This is a genomic window from Paraeggerthella hongkongensis (assembly GCF_003726035.1).
Taxonomy (GTDB): Bacteria; Actinomycetota; Coriobacteriia; order Coriobacteriales; family Eggerthellaceae; genus Paraeggerthella; species Paraeggerthella hongkongensis.
Genome location: NZ_QICD01000009.1, coordinates 42,301 through 59,228 on the forward strand (window position 1 = coordinate 42,301; position 16,928 = coordinate 59,228).

Sequence of the window (16,928 nt, forward strand, 5' to 3'; positions counted from 1 at the left end):
CCGCGCTCCGATGGCCGTCAGGCCAGCGGGGTCCGGTACGGCGAGATAGCAAGCGAGGCGTTGTGGCCGCCGAAGCCCAGCGAGTTCGAAAGCGCCACCTTCTGGGGGTAGTTCGTCTTCGCCTCCACCACCACGTTCACCGGGCACGCAGGATCGGCTTCGGCGAACCCGGCCGTGGGAGGAACGCAGTCGTTGGCCACGGACAGAGCGCACACGATAGCTTCGATCGCACCCGCAGCCCCCAGCGTATGACCCGTCGTGCCCTTCACGGAAGTGACCGGCACCGTGCAAGCGAGCTCTTCGCCGCATACGGCGGCAAGCGCCTTGGACTCGGTCGCGTCGTTTGCGGGCGTGCCCGTCCCGTGAGCGTTCAAATGCCCTAGATCGGCAGGCGTGAAGCCCCCTTCCGAAAGCGCCTGCAGCATCGCGCGCGCCACGCCGTCGCCGCTCGGCTCGGGAGCGGTCATGTGGTAGGCGTCGCCCGTCGAGCCGAAGCCGACGACCTCGGCCAGCACGGTCGCCCCGCGCCCAAGGGCGTGCTCGAGCGACTCCAGAACCACCGCGCCCGCGCCCTCGCCCGCCACGAAGCCCGCACGGCGCACATCGAAGGGCAGCGACGCCTCGCAAGGATCGGATGACTTCGAAAGCGCGCCCAGGTTCGCGAATCCAGCCAGGCAGATAGGCGACACGGACTCTTCCGATCCTCCGGCAAGCGCCGCGTCGATGTAGCCGTGCCTGATGTCGCGCACGGCCGTGCCGATGCAATGGGCTCCCGTTGCGCAAGCAGTCACCACGTTCAGGCACTCGCCCTGCAAACCGTAGCGAATGGACAGGTTGCCAGCAGCGATGTTGCCGATCATCGTGGGGATGAACAGCGGGCTCACGCGCTTGGGACCCTTCTCAGCCAATGCGGAGAACCCGCTTTGCAGCTCGTCGATGCCGCCGATGCCCGTTCCGAACACGCACGCGATGCGCGTGGCGTCCTCCGCTTCCATATCGAGCCCCGCCTGAGCCATGGCCTCGTCGGAGGCGACGATGGCGTACTGTACGAACCGCTCGAAACGGCGCGCCTCCTTCTTGGAAAGGCCGTGCTCGGTCGCATCGAAATCGCGTACCTCGGCAGCGATGCTCACGTCATGGTCGGTCGCGTCGAAACGCGCGATCGGGCCGATGCAGCAAGCGCGGTCCATGACCGCGTTCCAAAGCGCCTCTACGCCGACTCCGGCAGGAGACACCGCGCCCATGCCGGTGATGACCACGCGATGCGTGCCGTCGGGACGGCGCGTGGCAATATCCTGGGCACCCGAATTCGCGTTCTTGCTCATAGCGACATACCTCCATCGATGCAGATAACTTGCCCGGTCACGTAACCGGCCTCCTCGCTCGCTAGAAATCGAACGAGCGCGGCAACGTCCTTCGGCTCGCCGAAACGCCCCGACGCGATGCGCGCCAAAACCGCGTCGCGCTGCTTGTCCGACAACTCGTCGGTCATGTCCGTGGATATGAAGCCCGGGGCAACCGCGTTCGCCGTGACGTTGCGGGCGGCCAGCTCGCGCGCGAGCGATTTCGTCAGGCCGATAACCCCCGCCTTGGAAGCCGCGTAATTCGCCTGACCCGCGTTTCCAGCTACGCCCACCACGCTCGACAGGTTCACGATGCGACCGTAGCGCTGCTTCATCATGCGCTGGGCCGCCGCTTTGCAGCAGTTGAACGTACCCTTGAGGTTCACGTCGATGACCGCGTCGAAGTCCTCTTCCTTCATGCGCACCAGCAATCCGTCGCGCGTGATGCCCGCATTGTTCACCAGCACGTCCACGCGCCCGAACGCCTCATGGGCGGCCTCGATCAATCCATGCGCCTGGTCGGCATCGGCGACGTTCGCCGCCACCGCAACGGCGCGCACGCCGTACTCGCTGGCCAAACCATCGGCCAGCTCCTGAGCTGCGGCAAGCCCGCGTTCGCTCGAGCAGTTCACGCACACGTCGAAGCCGGAGCGCGCCAGCTCTTCGGCCACCGCACGGCCGATTCCACGGCTCGATCCGGTAACGACCGCGCTTCGGCGCAGGGTTTCGGGTTGGTTGGTCACAGTGTCTCCTCTTCGGAATCGGAGGCGCAGCACGTTGCCACGCACGCTTCAAGGCTCGTTCGATCCTGCACACAGCAACGCGTGAAGCCCCGATCGATGCGCTTCACCAGGTTCGCCAGCACGCCGCCGTAACCCGCCTCGACGAACGTGTCCGCACCGGCAGCTGCAAGCGCCTCGATGCTTTGCTGAAAGCGAACGGGACCGGTCAAGTGCTCGACCAGGCGCGTCCGCGCGCTCGCCGCATCCAGGGGCGCGGCGGACAGATTGCAGATGAGCGGCACGCAAGGCTCGGCAAACTCCACGCCGTCCAGGTACCGCGCGAGCTCGACCGCGGCGTCGGCCATCAAAGGGCTGTGGAACCCCCCGGACGTAGCCAACCGCGAGAAGCGCCCGCCTTGGTCGGCCCATGCGGCCTCGATGCGCTCGATCGCCTCCGGCGTTCCGGAAACAACGATCTGGCCAGGGCAGTTGTAGTTCGCCGGAACCAGAACGCCGCCCTGCGCGCATTCCGCGCACAGCGCGCGCACGCTTTCCTCGTCGGCCTTGAGCAAAGCGCTCATGGCGCCCGGTTGCGTGGCAGCCGCCTCAGCCATGAGGCGGGACCGCTCGCGCACGAACGCAAAGGTCGCCTCGTCCGACAGCATGCCCGACACGGCGAGCGCGCTCACCTGGCCCAGCGAGAAGCCCAGCACGGCGATAGGCTCCACGCCGCGGGCTTCGAGCGCACGCGCCGCGCCGATCGACAGCGCGCACAGCGCCGGCTGGGCGTAGCGCGTGTCGTTGAGCTGATCGGCGCTTGCATTCGAAACCAGATCGGCTACGCTGTAGCCCAGCACGTCGGACGCGCAGGAGAACACCTCGGCCACTTCGGGAAGATCGAGAAGGCTCTCCCCCATGCCGGGCTTTTGCGAACCCTGGCCCGAGAGCATGAACACGGGATGCCTGGGAAGCATGCGCGGAACCGAAAGCGCGCCGGTGCGCGGTCCTTCCGCGAATTGCGTGTCAGCCACGACGCACCCCTTACCGAACGCGTGCGCGCCGAGCGTTCAATTGCGCCAGCGCCTCAAGGTCGAGTCCGCCGAGAGCCTGCGCCTCGGCGATCATCGAAGCCACCACGTCCGCCGCCGTCTTGCGCTCGCTCACGAGCGCAGCCGACTGCCCCGCCATCATGGTCCCGTTGTCCACGTCGCCCTCGACGGCGCGCCTGAGCGAGCCCACGTACATCGCTTCCAGCTCGTCGCCATGAGCAGCCGCGTCGCCTTCCAGCTTGCGCACCGTGCGCGCGAACCTGTTCTTCAGGCAGCGAACGGGGTGTCCGCTTCCGCGGCCGGTGACTATGGTGTCGGAATCTTTCGCGGCGATGACCTTGTCCTTGTAGGCATCGGCGATGCAGCACTCGTCCACGGTCAAGAAGCGCGTGCCCACCTGCACCCCTTCGGCCCCAAGGGCGAATGCGGCAACAAGCCCGCGTCCGTCGGCGATGCCTCCCGCCGCGATCACGGGGATCGAAACGGCGTCGCATACCGCCGGGACGAGAGCCATCGTGGCAAGCTCTCCGATATGGCCGCCCGCCTCGGTGCCCTCGGCCACCACGGCATCGGCGCCCAGACGCTCCATGCGCACGGCGAGCGCGCTTGAAGCGATCACGGGGACCACCTTGATGCCGGCGCCCTTCCACAGATCCATGTAGTTCGCCGGGCTGCCCGCACCCGTGGTGATAACGTCCACTTCAAGCTCCGTCAAAAGCCTGGCAACCTCCGCAGCGTTCGGATCCATGAGCATGACGTTCGCGCCGATAGGCTTGTTGGTTTTCGAGCGGGCGACGCCTACCTGCTCCTCGATCCACGACAGCGGCGCGCCGCCGCATGCGATGATGCCCAAGCCCCCCGCTTCGCTGACCGCTGCGGCCAGATTCGCGTCGGCGATGCGAGCCATCGCTCCTTGGATGATGGGCACCTCGATGCCCAACGTGTCCGCTACCCGCGTTCTCATGCTCCGATCCTCTTTCTCGAACTAGCTCGTCATGCCAAAAGCGGGCCCCGAAGGCCCGCGTCTTCAGCCCCTCTACTTCAAGGAATCAATATGAGCGACCAGCTGGCCCACCGTTTCGATGCCCTCCGGCTCGCCGAACTCGACGTCGCACTTTTCCTCGAGATCGCAAATGAGCTCGACCATGTCAAGCGAGTCGATGCCCAGCGAATCGAGCGTGGCGTCTTCGACGATGCCGTCGGCATCCAGGTCGAGGTTTTCCACAAGTACGTCTTTCACGATGTCGATCGTAGCCATGTTGATCCTTCCGCTTCCAAATTAGTTTGATAATCAAAGTATTTAGGCATAGACGATGATAGGGAGACTTCGCCTCGATTGCAAGTGCCTTGTCGGCCCCTCCACGATTTCTGCGCGCTACTCCTGCGCGTCGAAGAACGCCTTGACTTTCGCGAGAGCAACGGCGAACACGCGCTCCTCTTCCTCGCTCAGATCGGCTAGCGCCTCGTCGATCATCTGATGATGGAACAGGTTGTGGGCGCGCAGCACCTGACGGCCCTTTTTCGTAAGCGAGACCAGTACTTTGCGCCGGTCGTCCTCCGCGCGCTCGCGCTCGACGAAACCCTTCTTGACCAGCTTGTTAACGGCCGTGGTCAGCGTTGCCAGCGTCACGCCTAGGCGCGCGGCAACCACGTTCATCGGGCTGTGCTCGTGAAGGCCCACGGCCACGATGGTATGCACTTCGGTAATGGTGAGTCCCTGCGTCAAGCGGTTGTCCAAAGATCGCTCTTCGATGCGCAGGATGGAGTTGAACGTGCCCGACAGCAGGTCGTCGATCTCTTGTCGACGCGCGCGCACGGCGTCGTCGACCCCTGCCCGAGGCCTGCTCGAAAAAGATCGATCAAGGTCGCTCGATCCATGTGCCGTTTCCATAGCCGTCCCCTTCCCGCGCCGTCGATGCCCGCATCATACCGTATTCGCTTTGATCATCAAAGAAAATACCCGATCAGCAATCGGAGCCTCGGCGACCGCTGGACGAACTCGGCCACGGAACAAGCCTTTTGACGATGGATCCCGAACCCTTGTTTTTGAGGTAGCGGTACCCGATAACCGAGAACACGATCGCGCCGATCAGGTTCACGAACAGATCCTCCATCGTATCCAGCAGCCCGATATCAAGGTAGCCCCCTACTCCAAGCTCCTGACCGTTCACGACAACCTCTTCTATCCCGTCTATGCGCACAGGGTGCTGCGATCCCGTGGGATCCAAGAGCGCGCTCGCGATGCTGGTTACTACCGTGTCCTTTTGCATGTCCAGGCCGAACACCCGATCCATGCCGAACTCGAAGAACTCCCAAAGCACGCCGATGGTCATCGAGAAGCAAAACGCCACCACCACGCAGAAAAACGGCGAGAGCGAGAAGGCGATGCGGTCCGATCGATTGAGGATGGACACGAGGGCAAGCCCGATCGCAGCAGCTAGAAACCCGTTGAACGTATGAAGAAGCGTATCCCAAAACGGGAATATGGTGTAGAAATGCAGAAGCTCGCCCAAGATCTCGGCAGCGAAAATGAACAGCACGATGATCACTTCGAGCGTTTCGGGGATGGTGATGCTGAAGTTCACTTCAACGAACGCGGGCACCAAGAACAGCACCAACGTGAGAAGACAGAGAAAGAACGCCTCGTAATTGCCGAAGACGAGCGCAGAGGCCGCGCACGCGACCACGACCAAGCGCAGCACCACGTACACGGCGAACGTTTTCTTGTTGCTGTGCATCTGGCGCGCCATAGCCTGCGCCGTCTCCCTTATGCGCCCCATAGCCCTGGCTACCGCCCTTGTTGAACAGGACGGAAATCCAACCGCCTGGCGCGCGGATCGGCGGATGTCAGAACCACGGCAAGGCGCTGTCCCAAGCGATAGGTTGCGCCCGTGTCCTGACCGGTCAGGCGGTGCTGCACCGGATCGAACGCGAAGTACTCTGGCCCCAGGTTTCTTACGGGAACCAAACCTTCGGCAGTGTTGTCCAGCCGCACGTACAGCCCGTACGTTGCTACGCCCGACACCACGGCAGAAAACGACTGGCCTACGAACGCCTGCAAGTACTCGATGATTTTGATTTCCTGGGATTCGCGCGCCGCCTTCTCGGCCACGCGCTCCATATCCGAGGAATGCTCGGCTATCCAGGGAAGCGCCGCAACCTCCTGATCGAATCGCTCCGACCGCTTCGTCAGCTGCGCCTTCAACATGCGATGCACCACCAGATCAGGATATCGCCTGATGGGAGATGTGAAATGCGTGTACGAGCTGCTAGCGAGCCCGAAGTGGGGCTCGCACGCAGGCCGGTAAACCGCCCGCTTCATGGAACGAAGCAGCAGCGACGAGACCAACTCCCCTTCCGCGCGGGAAGCGCTGGCCTCAAGAACCTGCTGCAGCACCCGGGGATCGCCCGCCACCAGTTTGCCTTGATCAACCAGGTCGAACCACGAGAACTCCTGAAACACCGGAATCAGAGCCGCCAAGCTGTCCGCCGACGGCTGTTCGTGCACGCGAAACAAGCTTGGGAACCGAGCGTCGTTCAAGTGACGAGCCACTGTTTCGTTCGCGAAGATCATCGCCTCTTCGATCAGCGAGGTCGCGTCGGTCTTGCGCCTGAGGTCTATGGCAACGGGATGCCCCTCCCGATCGAGGCGCACGCGCGCTTCCACCGTGTCGAAGTCCAGCCCTCCCGCCGCTTCGCGCGCCGCCGAGCGCCTGCGCGCAATGAGCGAAAGACGGGCAAGGCGCCAGGCAAGCTGATCGTCGGCTTCGGCCCGAGCATCGATCATGTCCTGCGCCTCATCGTACGACAAGCGCGCGTTCGAGCGAATAAGGGCAGGGTACAGATCGTACGAAACCAACCGCGCATCGTCGTCGAGGTACAGATCGACCGTCATCGAGCGTCGCACTTCGTTCGGGCGCAGCGAGCACAGATCGCCCGACAGCTCCTCCGGCAGCATCGGGATCACCCGATCGACTAGGTACACGCTTGTTGCGCGGCGCCGTGCATCCAGATCAAGCGACGAGTTCCACGGCACGTAGTGCGAAACGTCCGCGATGTGCACGCCCAGACGCCAGCGCACGGCCTCCGCCCCGCGCCCGTCCACGAATCGCATGCTGTCGGGTGCTTCCTCCCGACGCGCCGGCTGGCTCAGCACGACTTCGCCGTTCGCCAAAACCACGGGATCCAAGGAGATCGCGTCATCGAAGTCGCGCGCATCCGCAGGGTCGATGGTAAACGTGAAGCGCTCGCGCAGATCACGGTACCCTTCGGCCAGCGCGACATCCTCGTCAACCGTTGCAGCGCGCGCCTCTGAAAGCGCGCCTTCGGAAAACGTCGTCTCGAGCTTATGCCGCGCGATCACCAAATCTATCGCCGCAGCTTCCTCGTCAGCCTTGCCGAGTACTTCTTCGATAACTCCCGTCGCCGCCGTATTACGGGAAGGAAACGTCGAAATGCGCACGCGGACAAGCGAGCCGTCCTCGATATCAGGATACTCTGAGCGCATCGTGAAAACGTCGTAAGGGATGCGCGTGTCTTCAGGAACCACGACGCCGAAAGGTTCGGCCACCTCGTAGCGGCCCACCAGCGTATCGTGCGCACGGTCGATCACGCGCAACACGCGCGCAGCCGGCTTCTCCGTCGCATGGGATCCATGCCGCTCGTGCGGCTGCTTTGCACCGCCCTTCGGCGCGGGAAGGGGAGCCAACTCCACCAGATCGCCGTCGAACGCGCCCGCCATCTTCGATTCCGGCACGAAGAACTCGCCTTCGGCGGTCTGCACGAAGCCGAAGCCGCCCGCGCGAACCATCAGGACGCCTCGAGGATGAGCGCGGGGCGTGCGCCGCGTATGCGAACGGGAACGAGCCACGGCTCTATTCCCTTACAAGCGACTGAGCGGTTTCGATAGCAAGCGCCTTTTGATTGTCGACCCCTTCGGACAGCCCCACCGCAATGTCGGGCACCACGCCCACCCGATCGATGTTGTGGCCGAGCGGGCTCTTGTAGTACGCAGCGGTGTAGCGAAGCGCTCCGCCGAAGCTGAGGTCGCGCGTGACCTGGACCGAACCCTTCCCGAGGGTGGTCGATCCCACAAGCGTAGCGCGCTGGTTGTCTTTGAGCGCGGCGGCTAGCACCTCGGCGGAAGCCGCCGTGTTCCCATTGACCAGCACCACAAGGGGCTTGTCGGTCGCAATGGTGCCGTTCGCGTTCTTCGTGGTTTCCTCGGCTTCCTTCGTCTGGATCTTGACCACGGTACCGCTCTTCACGAACAAGCTGGCCACATCCACCGACTGCGTCAAGAATCCGCCGGGATTGTCGCGGATGTCCAAGACGAACGAGAGCGCGCCTTGCGATTCCAGATCGGAAATCGCGCTGCTCACCAAGCTGGACGCGTTCTGAGTAACCTGCTTGAGCTGGATGTAGCCCACGGAACCCGAAAGCTCGGCGACGACGTTTTTCACGGTGTAGCTCGAGCACGAAAGCGTGGTGGTGAATTCCTCGCCGCCTTCGTCCTCAAGGGATGCAGCCCGCCGCCAGGTTACGACGGCGTCCTCCCCTTCGTCGCGGCGCAGGGCCGCAGCCACCTCCGTGGTGGTCCAGTCATGATCGCGATCGCCGTCGATGGCCACAACGAAATCGCCTTGGCGTACGTCAGCAGCCTGAGCGGCGGAGCCCTCGAACACGTCCACAGCGTACGCGCGCCCGTTGTATTCCGAGAACAGCACGCCGATGCCCGCATAGCTTCCCGCGCTGTCCTTCATAAGCGCGGCATAGCGGTTCGCGTCGTAGTAGCGCAGATACGGGTCCTGCGTAGTCTTGGCAAACGCCTCGAGCACGTTCGAGGTTGCCGCATCAAGATCATAAGAGTCCAAGCTATCGTTTTTGAGGACGTCCTCCACTTCGCCGACGCGCGCGCCGAGCGATCCGTACGCATCGCGCGACAAGTCGCTTCTCAACGAGGTTTGGGAATCCCCGGGAAGTCCTCCCATCCCCAAGGACTCCAGCAAGGGAATTTCGCCGCGCACGAAAAAGCCGCCGACAAATGCCAGGCACACTACGGCAAAGAAAGAAAACGCCTTGATGAGGCGCACGTTGCGCGCCCGCGCTTTACGCGCGGACGCGGCAATCTTCGAACTGTCAGTATGCTTCGCCATGACCTTCCACGCGAAACGCTACACCTTGAGGTAGCGACGCATAGCCAATGCAGAGCCAACCAAGCCGATGAACAGGCCGGAAACAATCAGCACCGCATAGATGAGCAGGAACATATTCAAGGCGATATCGAAGTTCAAGAACATGAGCGCGCTTTGCAAACGCGGCAACGCGAAGTTGCGAAGCAGCTCCAAGCACCCGACCGCCAAAAGCGAGCCGATGATAGCGTGCAGCGCGCCTTCCATGAGGAAGGGCCCGCGAATAAAGCCGTTCGACGCACCCACCAAGCGCATAATGGCAATCTCCTTGCGACGAGCAAGAATGGCAAGGCGGATGGTGTTGTTGATGAACACGAGCGCGATGAACACAAGCAAGCCGACCAAGGCGATGCCCACGTAGCGCACGTAGTTGGTCAGGGCGAACAGCCGCTCGACCGTCTTCTCGCCGTACTTGACGGAATCGGCAGGATTGCTGGGATCCTCGCTGATCTTCTGGTACGTCGCATTGCTCAGCAGCGACGAGGCAACCTGCTCGACCAACTGCGGGTCGGACAGCTCGATGTCGATCGAAGCCGGCAAGGGGTTCTGCCCGTCAAGCGTGTCGATGATGTCGGAGCTCGACGTAGAGCGGAATTTCTCGAGCGCCTGGTCTTTCGTCGTGAACCCAACCGAGGCCACGCCCTCAAGACCCTTGACGTAGCTTGAAACGCTCTGAACATCGGCTTCGGGAGCGTCGTCGGCCACATACGCCGTGATGGACACTTCGTTCTCAACCGACGAAACCACGTTTTCGACCACAAGGCCGGCAACGAAGAAAATGCCGATGATCAGAAGCGACAGGAAGATGGTGACGATGGAACCGAGTGCCGTTGAAAGGTTGCGCGTGAAGCCGGTGAGCGACTCGCGCAGGAAGTAGAAGAAACTAGACATCGAAACCGTACACCCCCCTATCCTGGTCGCGGGTCAGATTGCCGCGGTCGAGCGCGATGACGCGACGACGCATGTTATCGACCATTTCGCGGTCGTGCGTGGCAACGAGCACCGTGGTGCCCGTACGGTTGATGCGCTCGAGCAGGTCCATGATGCCGCGCGAGGTCTGCGGGTCCAAGTTGCCCGTGGGCTCGTCGCAGATGAGCAGCGGCGGGCGGTTCACGATGGCACGCGCGATGGACACGCGCTGCTGCTCGCCGCCGGAAAGCTGGTCGGGGCGCTTGTTGAGCTTGTCCTGCAGGCCCACCAGGCGCAAAACCTCAGGGACCTGCGTCTTGATGACGTGACGGCTCTTGCCGATTACCTCGAGAGCAAACGCGACGTTCTCGAACACGGTCTTGTTCGGCAGGAGCTTGAAGTCCTGGAACACGCATCCGATGTTGCGGCGCAAATACGGCACGCGCCAGTTGCGCATGGTGGACAGGTCCTCGTCGGCCACGTAGATATGGCCCTGCGTGGGCTTCACCTCGCGAATGAGCATGCGGATGAAGGTCGACTTGCCCGAACCAGAATGGCCTACCAAGAAGATGAACTCGCCCGCATAGATCTGCAGGGAGATATCGTTGAGGGCCGGCTTGTTCGGCTGCGCAGGGTATACCTTCGTCACATGGTCGAACGTGATGACCGGGGTGCCCGTTTGCTGGGGAATGTCATCGACTTCCAGCACCGGCAGCGACGCGGACAGCTGCGACGCAGTTTGCCGCACCGGCGCCGCATGGGCACCGCCGCGCCGCTGCGGGCGCGCAGGAACCCCTTGGCTGATGTCGTTCGTCACAGAATGCTCCGTTCAAATAGTGATGTACTGAGACGGCCTGATTCTAGCAGAACCGCTATCGGGCCATAACCTTCTTCACAGCTTCGACAATCGCCCGCGAACCCAGGTTGAAGTAGTCGAGAAGTTCCTCGAACTCGCCCGATTTGCCGAACTGATCGCGCATGCCCACGAACTCGACCGGCGTCGGGTTCGTGCGCGCAAGCACCTCCGCCACAGCCGATCCCAAGCCGCCGTAGACGCTGTGCTCCTCGGCCACCACTACGCGGCCCGTCTTCGCTGCTGACGCAACGACGGTCTCCTCGTCAAGGGGCTTGACGCTGAATGCGTCGATAACCTCGGCCTGAATGCCCTCTTCGGCAAGCATGTCCGCCGCCTTGAGCGCCTGCTCCACTTCGACGCCGCACGCCACGATGGTGGCGTCGGAACCCTCGCGCAGCACGTAGGCGCGCCCCAGCTCCAGCTCCACGCCGTCGGCGTAGACGGCCGGAACGGACGCGCGGCCCATGCGCACGTAGACTGGACCGGGCGTAGCCGCGGCCAGGCGGATTGCGGCGCGCGCAGCCGCATAGTCGGCCGGTACCAGCACGCGCATGTTGGGAAGCCCGCGCATGAGCGAGACGTCCTCGAGCATCTGATGGCTGCCGCCGTCAGGGCCGACGGAAATGCCCGCATGCGTCGGAGCGATCTTCACGTCCAAGTTGCTGTAGCACACGGTGTTGCGGATCTGGTCGTAAGCACGGCCCGTACCGAACACGGCGAACGAGCCGGTATAGGCCACATGGCCCGTGATGGCCAGGCCCGCCGCCACGTCGACCATGTTCTGCTCGGCGATGCCGCAGTTGAACAGGCGATCCTCGAAGCCCGCATCCGCCAGCTTCTTGGTGGTGGTGGAACCCGTCAGGTCGGCGTCCACGGCAACGACCGGCAGGCCCTCGCCGGCCAGCTCCGCAAGCGTCGCTCCGTACGCCGCGCGCGTTGCGCGCTTGACCTGGGACTGCGTTTCGTCTGCCAGCTTAACCACGGCAGGCCTCCTTCTCCTCCAGCGCCGCCAGATCGGCCAGCGCGGCCTCGGTCTGCTCGGGCGACGGCGCCTTGCCGTGCCAACCCGCTTGATGCTCCATGAACGACACGCCCTTGCCCTTCACCGTGCGCGCGATGAACGCATGGGGCTTGCCCTGACGATCTGCCTTCGCAGCCGAAAGCGCCTCGATAAGGGCGTCTATATCGTGTCCGTCAACCTCGCACGCGTCCCAACCGAACGCCTGGAACTTCGCCACCAGATCGCCCGGATCGCACACGTCGGCCGTGTCGCCGTCGATCTGCAGGCAGTTGCGGTCCACGATGGCCACCAGGTTGTCCAGATTGCGGTGAGCCGCGAACATAGCGGCCTCCCACACCTGGCCCTCCTGGCACTCGCCGTCGCCCAAAAGCGCGAACACCGTCTGGCCCTTCCCGTCAAGCTTCAAGCCGGCGGCAGCGCCCGCCGCAACGGACAGCCCCTGGCCGAGCGAGCCGGTGGACACCTCAACGCCGGGAACCAAGCTGGAATCGGGATGACCCTGCAAACGGCCCCCCAGCTTGCGCAGCGTCAGCAGCTCCTCGCGCGGGAAGTAGCCCGCATGCGCGAGCACGGCGTAGAGCGCCGGCGCGGCATGGCCTTTCGCCAGGATGAAGCGATCGCGCGCCTCGTCGTCGGGATTCTGGGAGTCGTACTCGAGGACGCTCCCGAAGTACAGCGCGCATAGGATGTCGGCGCACGAGAGCGACCCGCCCGGGTGCCCGCTTCCCGCTTCCGCGATCATGCGCACGATGTCCTTGCGCATCTCGTTCGCCCGCCGTTCAAGCTCGGTCATTCCTGTTCCTTTCATTATTGGGACACTCTCCAACGGTGATAGCCCACTACGAACTCGTCCAGATCGCCGTCGAGGACCGCCTCCACGTTGCCGGTCTCGATGCCGCTGCGGACGTCTTTAACCATTTGGTAGGGATACAGCACGTAATTGCGAATCTGGCTGCCGAACGTGGAGTCCATACGCTCGCCGCGCAGTTCGGCCAGCTCCTGGGCGCGCTTCTGCTCTTCGCGCTCGTAGAGCTTCGCCTTCAGCACGCGAAACGCGGCTTCCTTGTTTTGCAGCTGGGATTTCTCGTTCTGGCACGTGACCACGATGCCGGTGGGCACGTGCGTGAGGCGCACGGCCGAGTCGGTGGTGTTGACGCATTGCCCGCCCGGGCCGCTCGACCGATACACGTCCACGCGAACGTCGGAGGGATTGAGATCCACCTCGATGTCATCGGGAAGCACCGGGAGCACCTCCACGCCGGCGAACGTGGTGTGCCTGCGTTTCTTGTCGTCGGTCGGACTGATGCGCACCAGACGATGCACGCCGTTTTCGCTTTTCAGCATGCCGAAAGCGTTGCGGCCCTCCACCTGGATGGTAGCCTTGTCCAATCCGATGCCCTCGCCCGGAACCACGTCGAGCACGGTGACCTTCCACCCTTTGCCCTCGGCGTAGCGAGCGTACATGCGATACAGCATCTCGGTCCAGTCCTGGGCCTCCAAGCCGCCCGACCCGGGGTTCACCGTCAAAATGGCGTCTCCCCCGTCGAAGCGCTCGGAGAACCACGAGCTGATCTCCAGCTTGTCCAGCATGCCGTCGAGCGCGTCGAGCGCGGATTGGGCTTCGTCGGCGAACAGCTCGTCTTCCGCAGCCAGTTCGAACGCGGCACGCGCGTCCTCCAAAAGGGCCGCCGCCTCGTCGTACTCGCCGATCGTGTCGCGCAGCACGCTGGCCTGCTTCGACACGCTTTGGGCATGGGACGCGTCATCCCAAAAGCCCGGCGACGCGATCTCGGCGTCGAGCTTCTCAAGCTCCGCCGTTTTGTCTTCGATGTGCAGGTACCCGCGCGCGTCTTCCACGCGACGGGCCACCTGCTCTAAGTCTTTCAAGTCTCTATCAGCCATGTTCCTACAGATTCTTACCGTGGCACTTCTTGTACTTAAGGCCCGAGCCGCACGGGCACGGGTCGTTGCGCCCTACGTCGGCGAAGGGATCGTCCTTGTCCTTGACATAGGTTTGCGGCTTGGCCGCTGCGGGCTTGGGAGGCCTTGCCGGCTGGCCGTCGGCGGTCGGAGTTCCGGAGGCCGCAGCCTGCCTGCGAGCAGCGGCGACGCCCGTCTCTTCAAGCACCTGTTCGGGAGACGAATAGCTCACCTTGCCATCGAGCGGACTTTTCTCTTCGGCCAGTTCGGGCTGGTCTTGCTTCACGGCCACCTGAAGACGCAAAAGCGTGCGCAGGTAGTCTTCGTACATGCCCGCCGTCAGGCTTTGGAAGGCGTTGTACGCCTCGTTCTTGTACTCGACCAAAGGGTCGCGCTGGCCGAACGCGCGCAAGCCGATACCGGCCTTCAGGTAATCCATCTCCTGAAGGTGAGCCATCCAGCGCGTATCGATGATGCGCAGCATGACCTGGCTCTCGAGCATCTTCATGACCGACTCGCCCAACTGCTCCGACTTCTCGGCGTACACGCGCTCCAGGTAGCCCGTCAATTCCTCGGCCAAAACCGCCGGATCGTCGTCGTGATCGACGTCGCCCACGCGGAAGTCGTCGCGGCCCGTCATGTTGGCGGCCCACGCCTCCACGGCCTTGCTGTCCCAGTCGTCGCTGGGGGCCTTGGCGGGACAGTTCTCCTGCACCACGGCCTCCGCCGCGTCGCTCACGATCTGAGGAATGCGCTCGTCCATGTCCTTGCCGTCCAGGATGGCGTTGCGCTCTCCGTAGATGGCCGCGCGCTGCAGGTTCATGACGTCGTCGTATTCGAGCACGTTCTTACGAGCGGCGAAGTGCATGCTTTCCACCTGGCGCTGCGCGCCTTCGATGGCCTTCGACACCATGCCGGCTTGAATGGGCATGTCGTCGGGCATGTCGGTCTTCTCCATCATGCGCGCGATGGAGTCCATGCGGTTGCCGCCGAACAGGCGCATGAGGTCGTCTTCGAGCGACAAATAGAACTGCGTCACGCCCGGATCGCCCTGACGACCGGCGCGGCCGCGCAGCTGGTTGTCGATACGCCGGGACTCATGGCGCTCGGTGCCGATGACGGTGAGGCCGCCCGCGGCGATCACGGCGTCATGCTCCTCGGAGCAAACGCGCTTGGCCTCGGCGAGCGCATCCGCTCGCTGTTCGGCGGTGGGCGCGGGCGCCTTGCCCTCTTCCGCCTCGGCATCGGCGTCCAGCTCGGGGTCGAAGCCCCGCGCGCGAAGAACATCGTCGGCGAGCACGTCGGGGTTGCCGCCCAGCAAGATGTCGGTGCCGCGGCCGGCCATGTTGGTGGCGATGGTCACGGCGCCCACGCGGCCCGCCTGCGCGATGATATGGGCTTCGCGTTCATGGTTCTTCGCGTTCAGGGTCTCGTGCGCGATGCCGCGCTTGTCCAGCAGGCGCGAGAGCCTTTCCGAGCTTTCGATGGACACCGTGCCGATAAGGCAGGGCTGGCCGTTCGCGTTGCGCTCGGCAACATCGTCGGCCACGGCGTTGAACTTGGCATCCACCGTGCGGTAGATCAGGTCGTTCTCGTCCTTGCGGGCAACCGGGCGGTTCGGCGGGATGGCCACGACGGGCAGCTTGTAGATCTCGCGGAACTCGGCGTCCTCGGTCATGGCCGTGCCGGTCATGCCGGAGAGCTTCTCGTACAGACGGAAGTAGTTCTGCAGCGTAATGGTGGCGAGCGTCTGGTTCTCCTCGCGCACAAGGACGCGCTCTTTCGCTTCGAGCGCCTGATGCAGGCCCTCGGAATAGCGGCGGCCCTCCATGATGCGGCCCGTGAACTCGTCGACGATCTTCACTTCGCCGTTGACCACCACGTAGTCCACGTCGCGATGGAACAGGAACTGGGCCTTGAGCGCCTGCTGAAGGTGGTTCGGAAGCTGCCCGGACGGATCGGCGTAGATGTCGTCGATCCCCAGCATGGCCTCGATTCTCTCCAGACCGCTCTCGGTGGCGTTGATGGTCTTTTTCGCCTCGTCCATTTCGAAGTCCTCGTCAAGGCGAAGACCCACCATGACGCGGGCGAACTTGTTGTACGTTTCGGCCGCCTGCGTTCCGGCGCCGGAGATGATGAGCGGGGTTCGCGCTTCGTCGATGAGAATGGAGTCCACCTCGTCGACGATGGCGAAATGATGCCCGCGCTGGACGCGCGTTTCCGCTCGGGTCACCATGTTGTCGCGCAGGTAGTCGAAGCCGAACTCGCTGTTCGTGCCGTACGTGACATCGGCCAAGTACGCAGGCTTCTTCTTGTCCGGACGCATGCCGTTCTGGATAAGGCCCACCTCCATGCCGAGGAAGCGATACACCTGCCCCATCCACTCGCTGTCGCGCTTGGCCAGATAGTCGTTCACGGTTACCACGTGCACGTTGTTGCCCGAAAGGGCGTTCAAGTAGCCAGCAAGCGTTGAGACGAGAGTTTTGCCTTCGCCGGTTTTCATCTCGGCGATCTGGCCGTCGTTCAGGGCCATGCCGCCGATGAGCTGCACGTCGAAGTGCCGCAAACCCAAGGTGCGCACGGATGCCTCGCGCACGGTGGCGAACGCCTCGGGAAGCAGGCTCTTGAGGTCCTCCCCTCCCTGGGCGCGCTCGCGGAAAGCGGCGGTGAGCGCGCGCAACTCTTCGTCGGTCTTCGCCTGCATCTGCGTCTCGAGGGCGTTGACCTTAGCCACGGTCGCCTCGTAATTCTTCATCTGCTTGCCCTCGCCGAGCGTCAGCAGCTTGGATAGGAATCCAGCCATGTATGCGCCATCCTTTTCGCGGCCGGAACTGCGCCGGTCGCGCGGTCGAACGTTTGAATACAGCACGAACCACTCTAACATAACGAACCCGTCGGCATCGGCCGGTCAATAATC

At 63.5% G+C, this 16,928-nt stretch carries 15 protein-coding genes; all 15 read right to left on the minus strand.

The genetic code is table 11. From position 1 onward, the window contains the following. Positions 1-17: 17 nt before the first annotated feature. The 15 genes from fabF to secA all read right to left on the minus strand — a co-directional run bounded on the left by fabF (position 18) and on the right by secA (position 16,814). Entirely contained in the window at positions 18-1,325 is a 1,308-nt protein-coding gene (fabF, locus tag DMP08_RS06190; RefSeq protein ID WP_123192080.1) for a beta-ketoacyl-ACP synthase II, read from the minus strand. Continuing rightward, complete coding sequence (gene fabG / locus DMP08_RS06195; RefSeq protein WP_123192081.1) at positions 1,322-2,086, minus strand: 3-oxoacyl-[acyl-carrier-protein] reductase; 765 nt, start codon at positions 2,084-2,086, stop codon at positions 1,322-1,324. The genes fabF and fabG overlap by 4 nt, the downstream gene beginning before the upstream one ends. Further along, positions 2,083-3,096: an ACP S-malonyltransferase gene (locus DMP08_RS06200; RefSeq protein ID WP_337959667.1), complete on the minus strand. Its 1,014-nt coding sequence runs from the start codon at positions 3,094-3,096 to the stop codon at positions 2,083-2,085. The genes fabG and DMP08_RS06200 overlap by 4 nt, the downstream gene beginning before the upstream one ends. A gap of 10 nt (positions 3,097-3,106) precedes the next feature. Further along, complete coding sequence (locus tag DMP08_RS06205) at positions 3,107-4,078, minus strand: nitronate monooxygenase (protein WP_123192082.1); 972 nt, start codon at positions 4,076-4,078, stop codon at positions 3,107-3,109. Between the two features lie 72 nt (positions 4,079-4,150). Beyond that, positions 4,151-4,372, minus strand: a complete 222-nt coding sequence (locus tag DMP08_RS06210) for a phosphopantetheine-binding protein (RefSeq protein WP_123192083.1) — start codon at positions 4,370-4,372, stop codon at positions 4,151-4,153. A 117-nt stretch (positions 4,373-4,489) separates the two neighbouring features. After that, the gene (locus DMP08_RS06215) at positions 4,490-5,005 is read right to left on the minus strand and encodes a MarR family winged helix-turn-helix transcriptional regulator (protein WP_244596834.1); all 516 of its coding nucleotides are present in this window, start codon (positions 5,003-5,005) and stop codon (positions 4,490-4,492) included. Positions 5,006-5,078: 73 nt separating this feature from the next. After that, positions 5,079-5,894 carry a DUF2238 domain-containing protein gene (locus DMP08_RS06220; protein WP_123192084.1) on the minus strand — a complete coding sequence of 272 codons (816 nt, stop codon included), beginning with the start codon at positions 5,892-5,894 and terminating at the stop codon, positions 5,079-5,081. A gap of 8 nt (positions 5,895-5,902) precedes the next feature. Continuing rightward, entirely contained in the window at positions 5,903-7,984 is a 2,082-nt protein-coding gene (locus DMP08_RS06225; RefSeq protein ID WP_123192085.1) for a ribonuclease R family protein, read from the minus strand. A gap of 4 nt (positions 7,985-7,988) precedes the next feature. Further along, entirely contained in the window at positions 7,989-9,269 is a 1,281-nt protein-coding gene (locus DMP08_RS06230; RefSeq protein WP_123192086.1) for a S41 family peptidase, read from the minus strand. Between the two features lie 18 nt (positions 9,270-9,287). Further along, on the minus strand, positions 9,288-10,196 hold the full coding sequence (ftsX, locus tag DMP08_RS06235; protein ID WP_123192087.1) for a permease-like cell division protein FtsX: 909 nt from the start codon (positions 10,194-10,196) through the stop codon (positions 9,288-9,290). After that, positions 10,189-11,031, minus strand: coding sequence for a cell division ATP-binding protein FtsE (gene ftsE, locus DMP08_RS06240; protein WP_114567582.1), 843 nt, complete (start codon positions 11,029-11,031; stop codon positions 10,189-10,191). The genes ftsX and ftsE overlap by 8 nt, the downstream gene beginning before the upstream one ends. 55 nt (positions 11,032-11,086) lie before the next feature. Further along, positions 11,087-12,052: a transketolase family protein gene (locus DMP08_RS06245; protein WP_123192088.1), complete on the minus strand. Its 966-nt coding sequence runs from the start codon at positions 12,050-12,052 to the stop codon at positions 11,087-11,089. Further along, positions 12,045-12,884, minus strand: coding sequence for a transketolase (locus DMP08_RS06250; RefSeq protein WP_123192089.1), 840 nt, complete (start codon positions 12,882-12,884; stop codon positions 12,045-12,047). The genes DMP08_RS06245 and DMP08_RS06250 overlap by 8 nt, the downstream gene beginning before the upstream one ends. A gap of 14 nt (positions 12,885-12,898) precedes the next feature. Then, positions 12,899-13,993 (minus strand): peptide chain release factor 2, encoded by a 1,095-nt coding sequence (prfB, locus tag DMP08_RS06255; protein ID WP_123192090.1) that lies wholly within the window; start codon positions 13,991-13,993, stop codon positions 12,899-12,901. 4 nt (positions 13,994-13,997) lie between these two features. Beyond that, positions 13,998-16,814 carry a preprotein translocase subunit SecA gene (gene secA / locus DMP08_RS06260; protein ID WP_123192091.1) on the minus strand — a complete coding sequence of 939 codons (2,817 nt, stop codon included), beginning with the start codon at positions 16,812-16,814 and terminating at the stop codon, positions 13,998-14,000. Positions 16,815-16,928: the final 114 nt, after the last annotated feature.

Coding starts and splice junctions, on each gene's coding strand:
- fabF (WP_123192080.1), bottom strand. CDS start 1,325: ATGAGCAAGAACGCGAATTCGGGTGCCCAGGATATTGCCACGCGCCGT.
- DMP08_RS06205 (WP_123192082.1), bottom strand. CDS start 4,078: ATGAGAACGCGGGTAGCGGACACGTTGGGCATCGAGGTGCCCATCATC.
- DMP08_RS06210 (WP_123192083.1), bottom strand. CDS start 4,372: ATGGCTACGATCGACATCGTGAAAGACGTACTTGTGGAAAACCTCGAC.
- DMP08_RS06215 (WP_244596834.1), bottom strand. CDS start 5,005: ATGGAAACGGCACATGGATCGAGCGACCTTGATCGATCTTTTTCGAGC.
- DMP08_RS06220 (WP_123192084.1), bottom strand. CDS start 5,894: ATGGGGCGCATAAGGGAGACGGCGCAGGCTATGGCGCGCCAGATGCAC.
- DMP08_RS06230 (WP_123192086.1), bottom strand. CDS start 9,269: ATGGCGAAGCATACTGACAGTTCGAAGATTGCCGCGTCCGCGCGTAAA.
- ftsX (WP_123192087.1), bottom strand. CDS start 10,196: ATGTCTAGTTTCTTCTACTTCCTGCGCGAGTCGCTCACCGGCTTCACG.
- DMP08_RS06250 (WP_123192089.1), bottom strand. CDS start 12,884: ATGACCGAGCTTGAACGGCGGGCGAACGAGATGCGCAAGGACATCGTG.
- prfB (WP_123192090.1), bottom strand. CDS start 13,993: ATGGCTGATAGAGACTTGAAAGACTTAGAGCAGGTGGCCCGTCGCGTG.
- secA (WP_123192091.1), bottom strand. CDS start 16,814: ATGGCTGGATTCCTATCCAAGCTGCTGACGCTCGGCGAGGGCAAGCAG.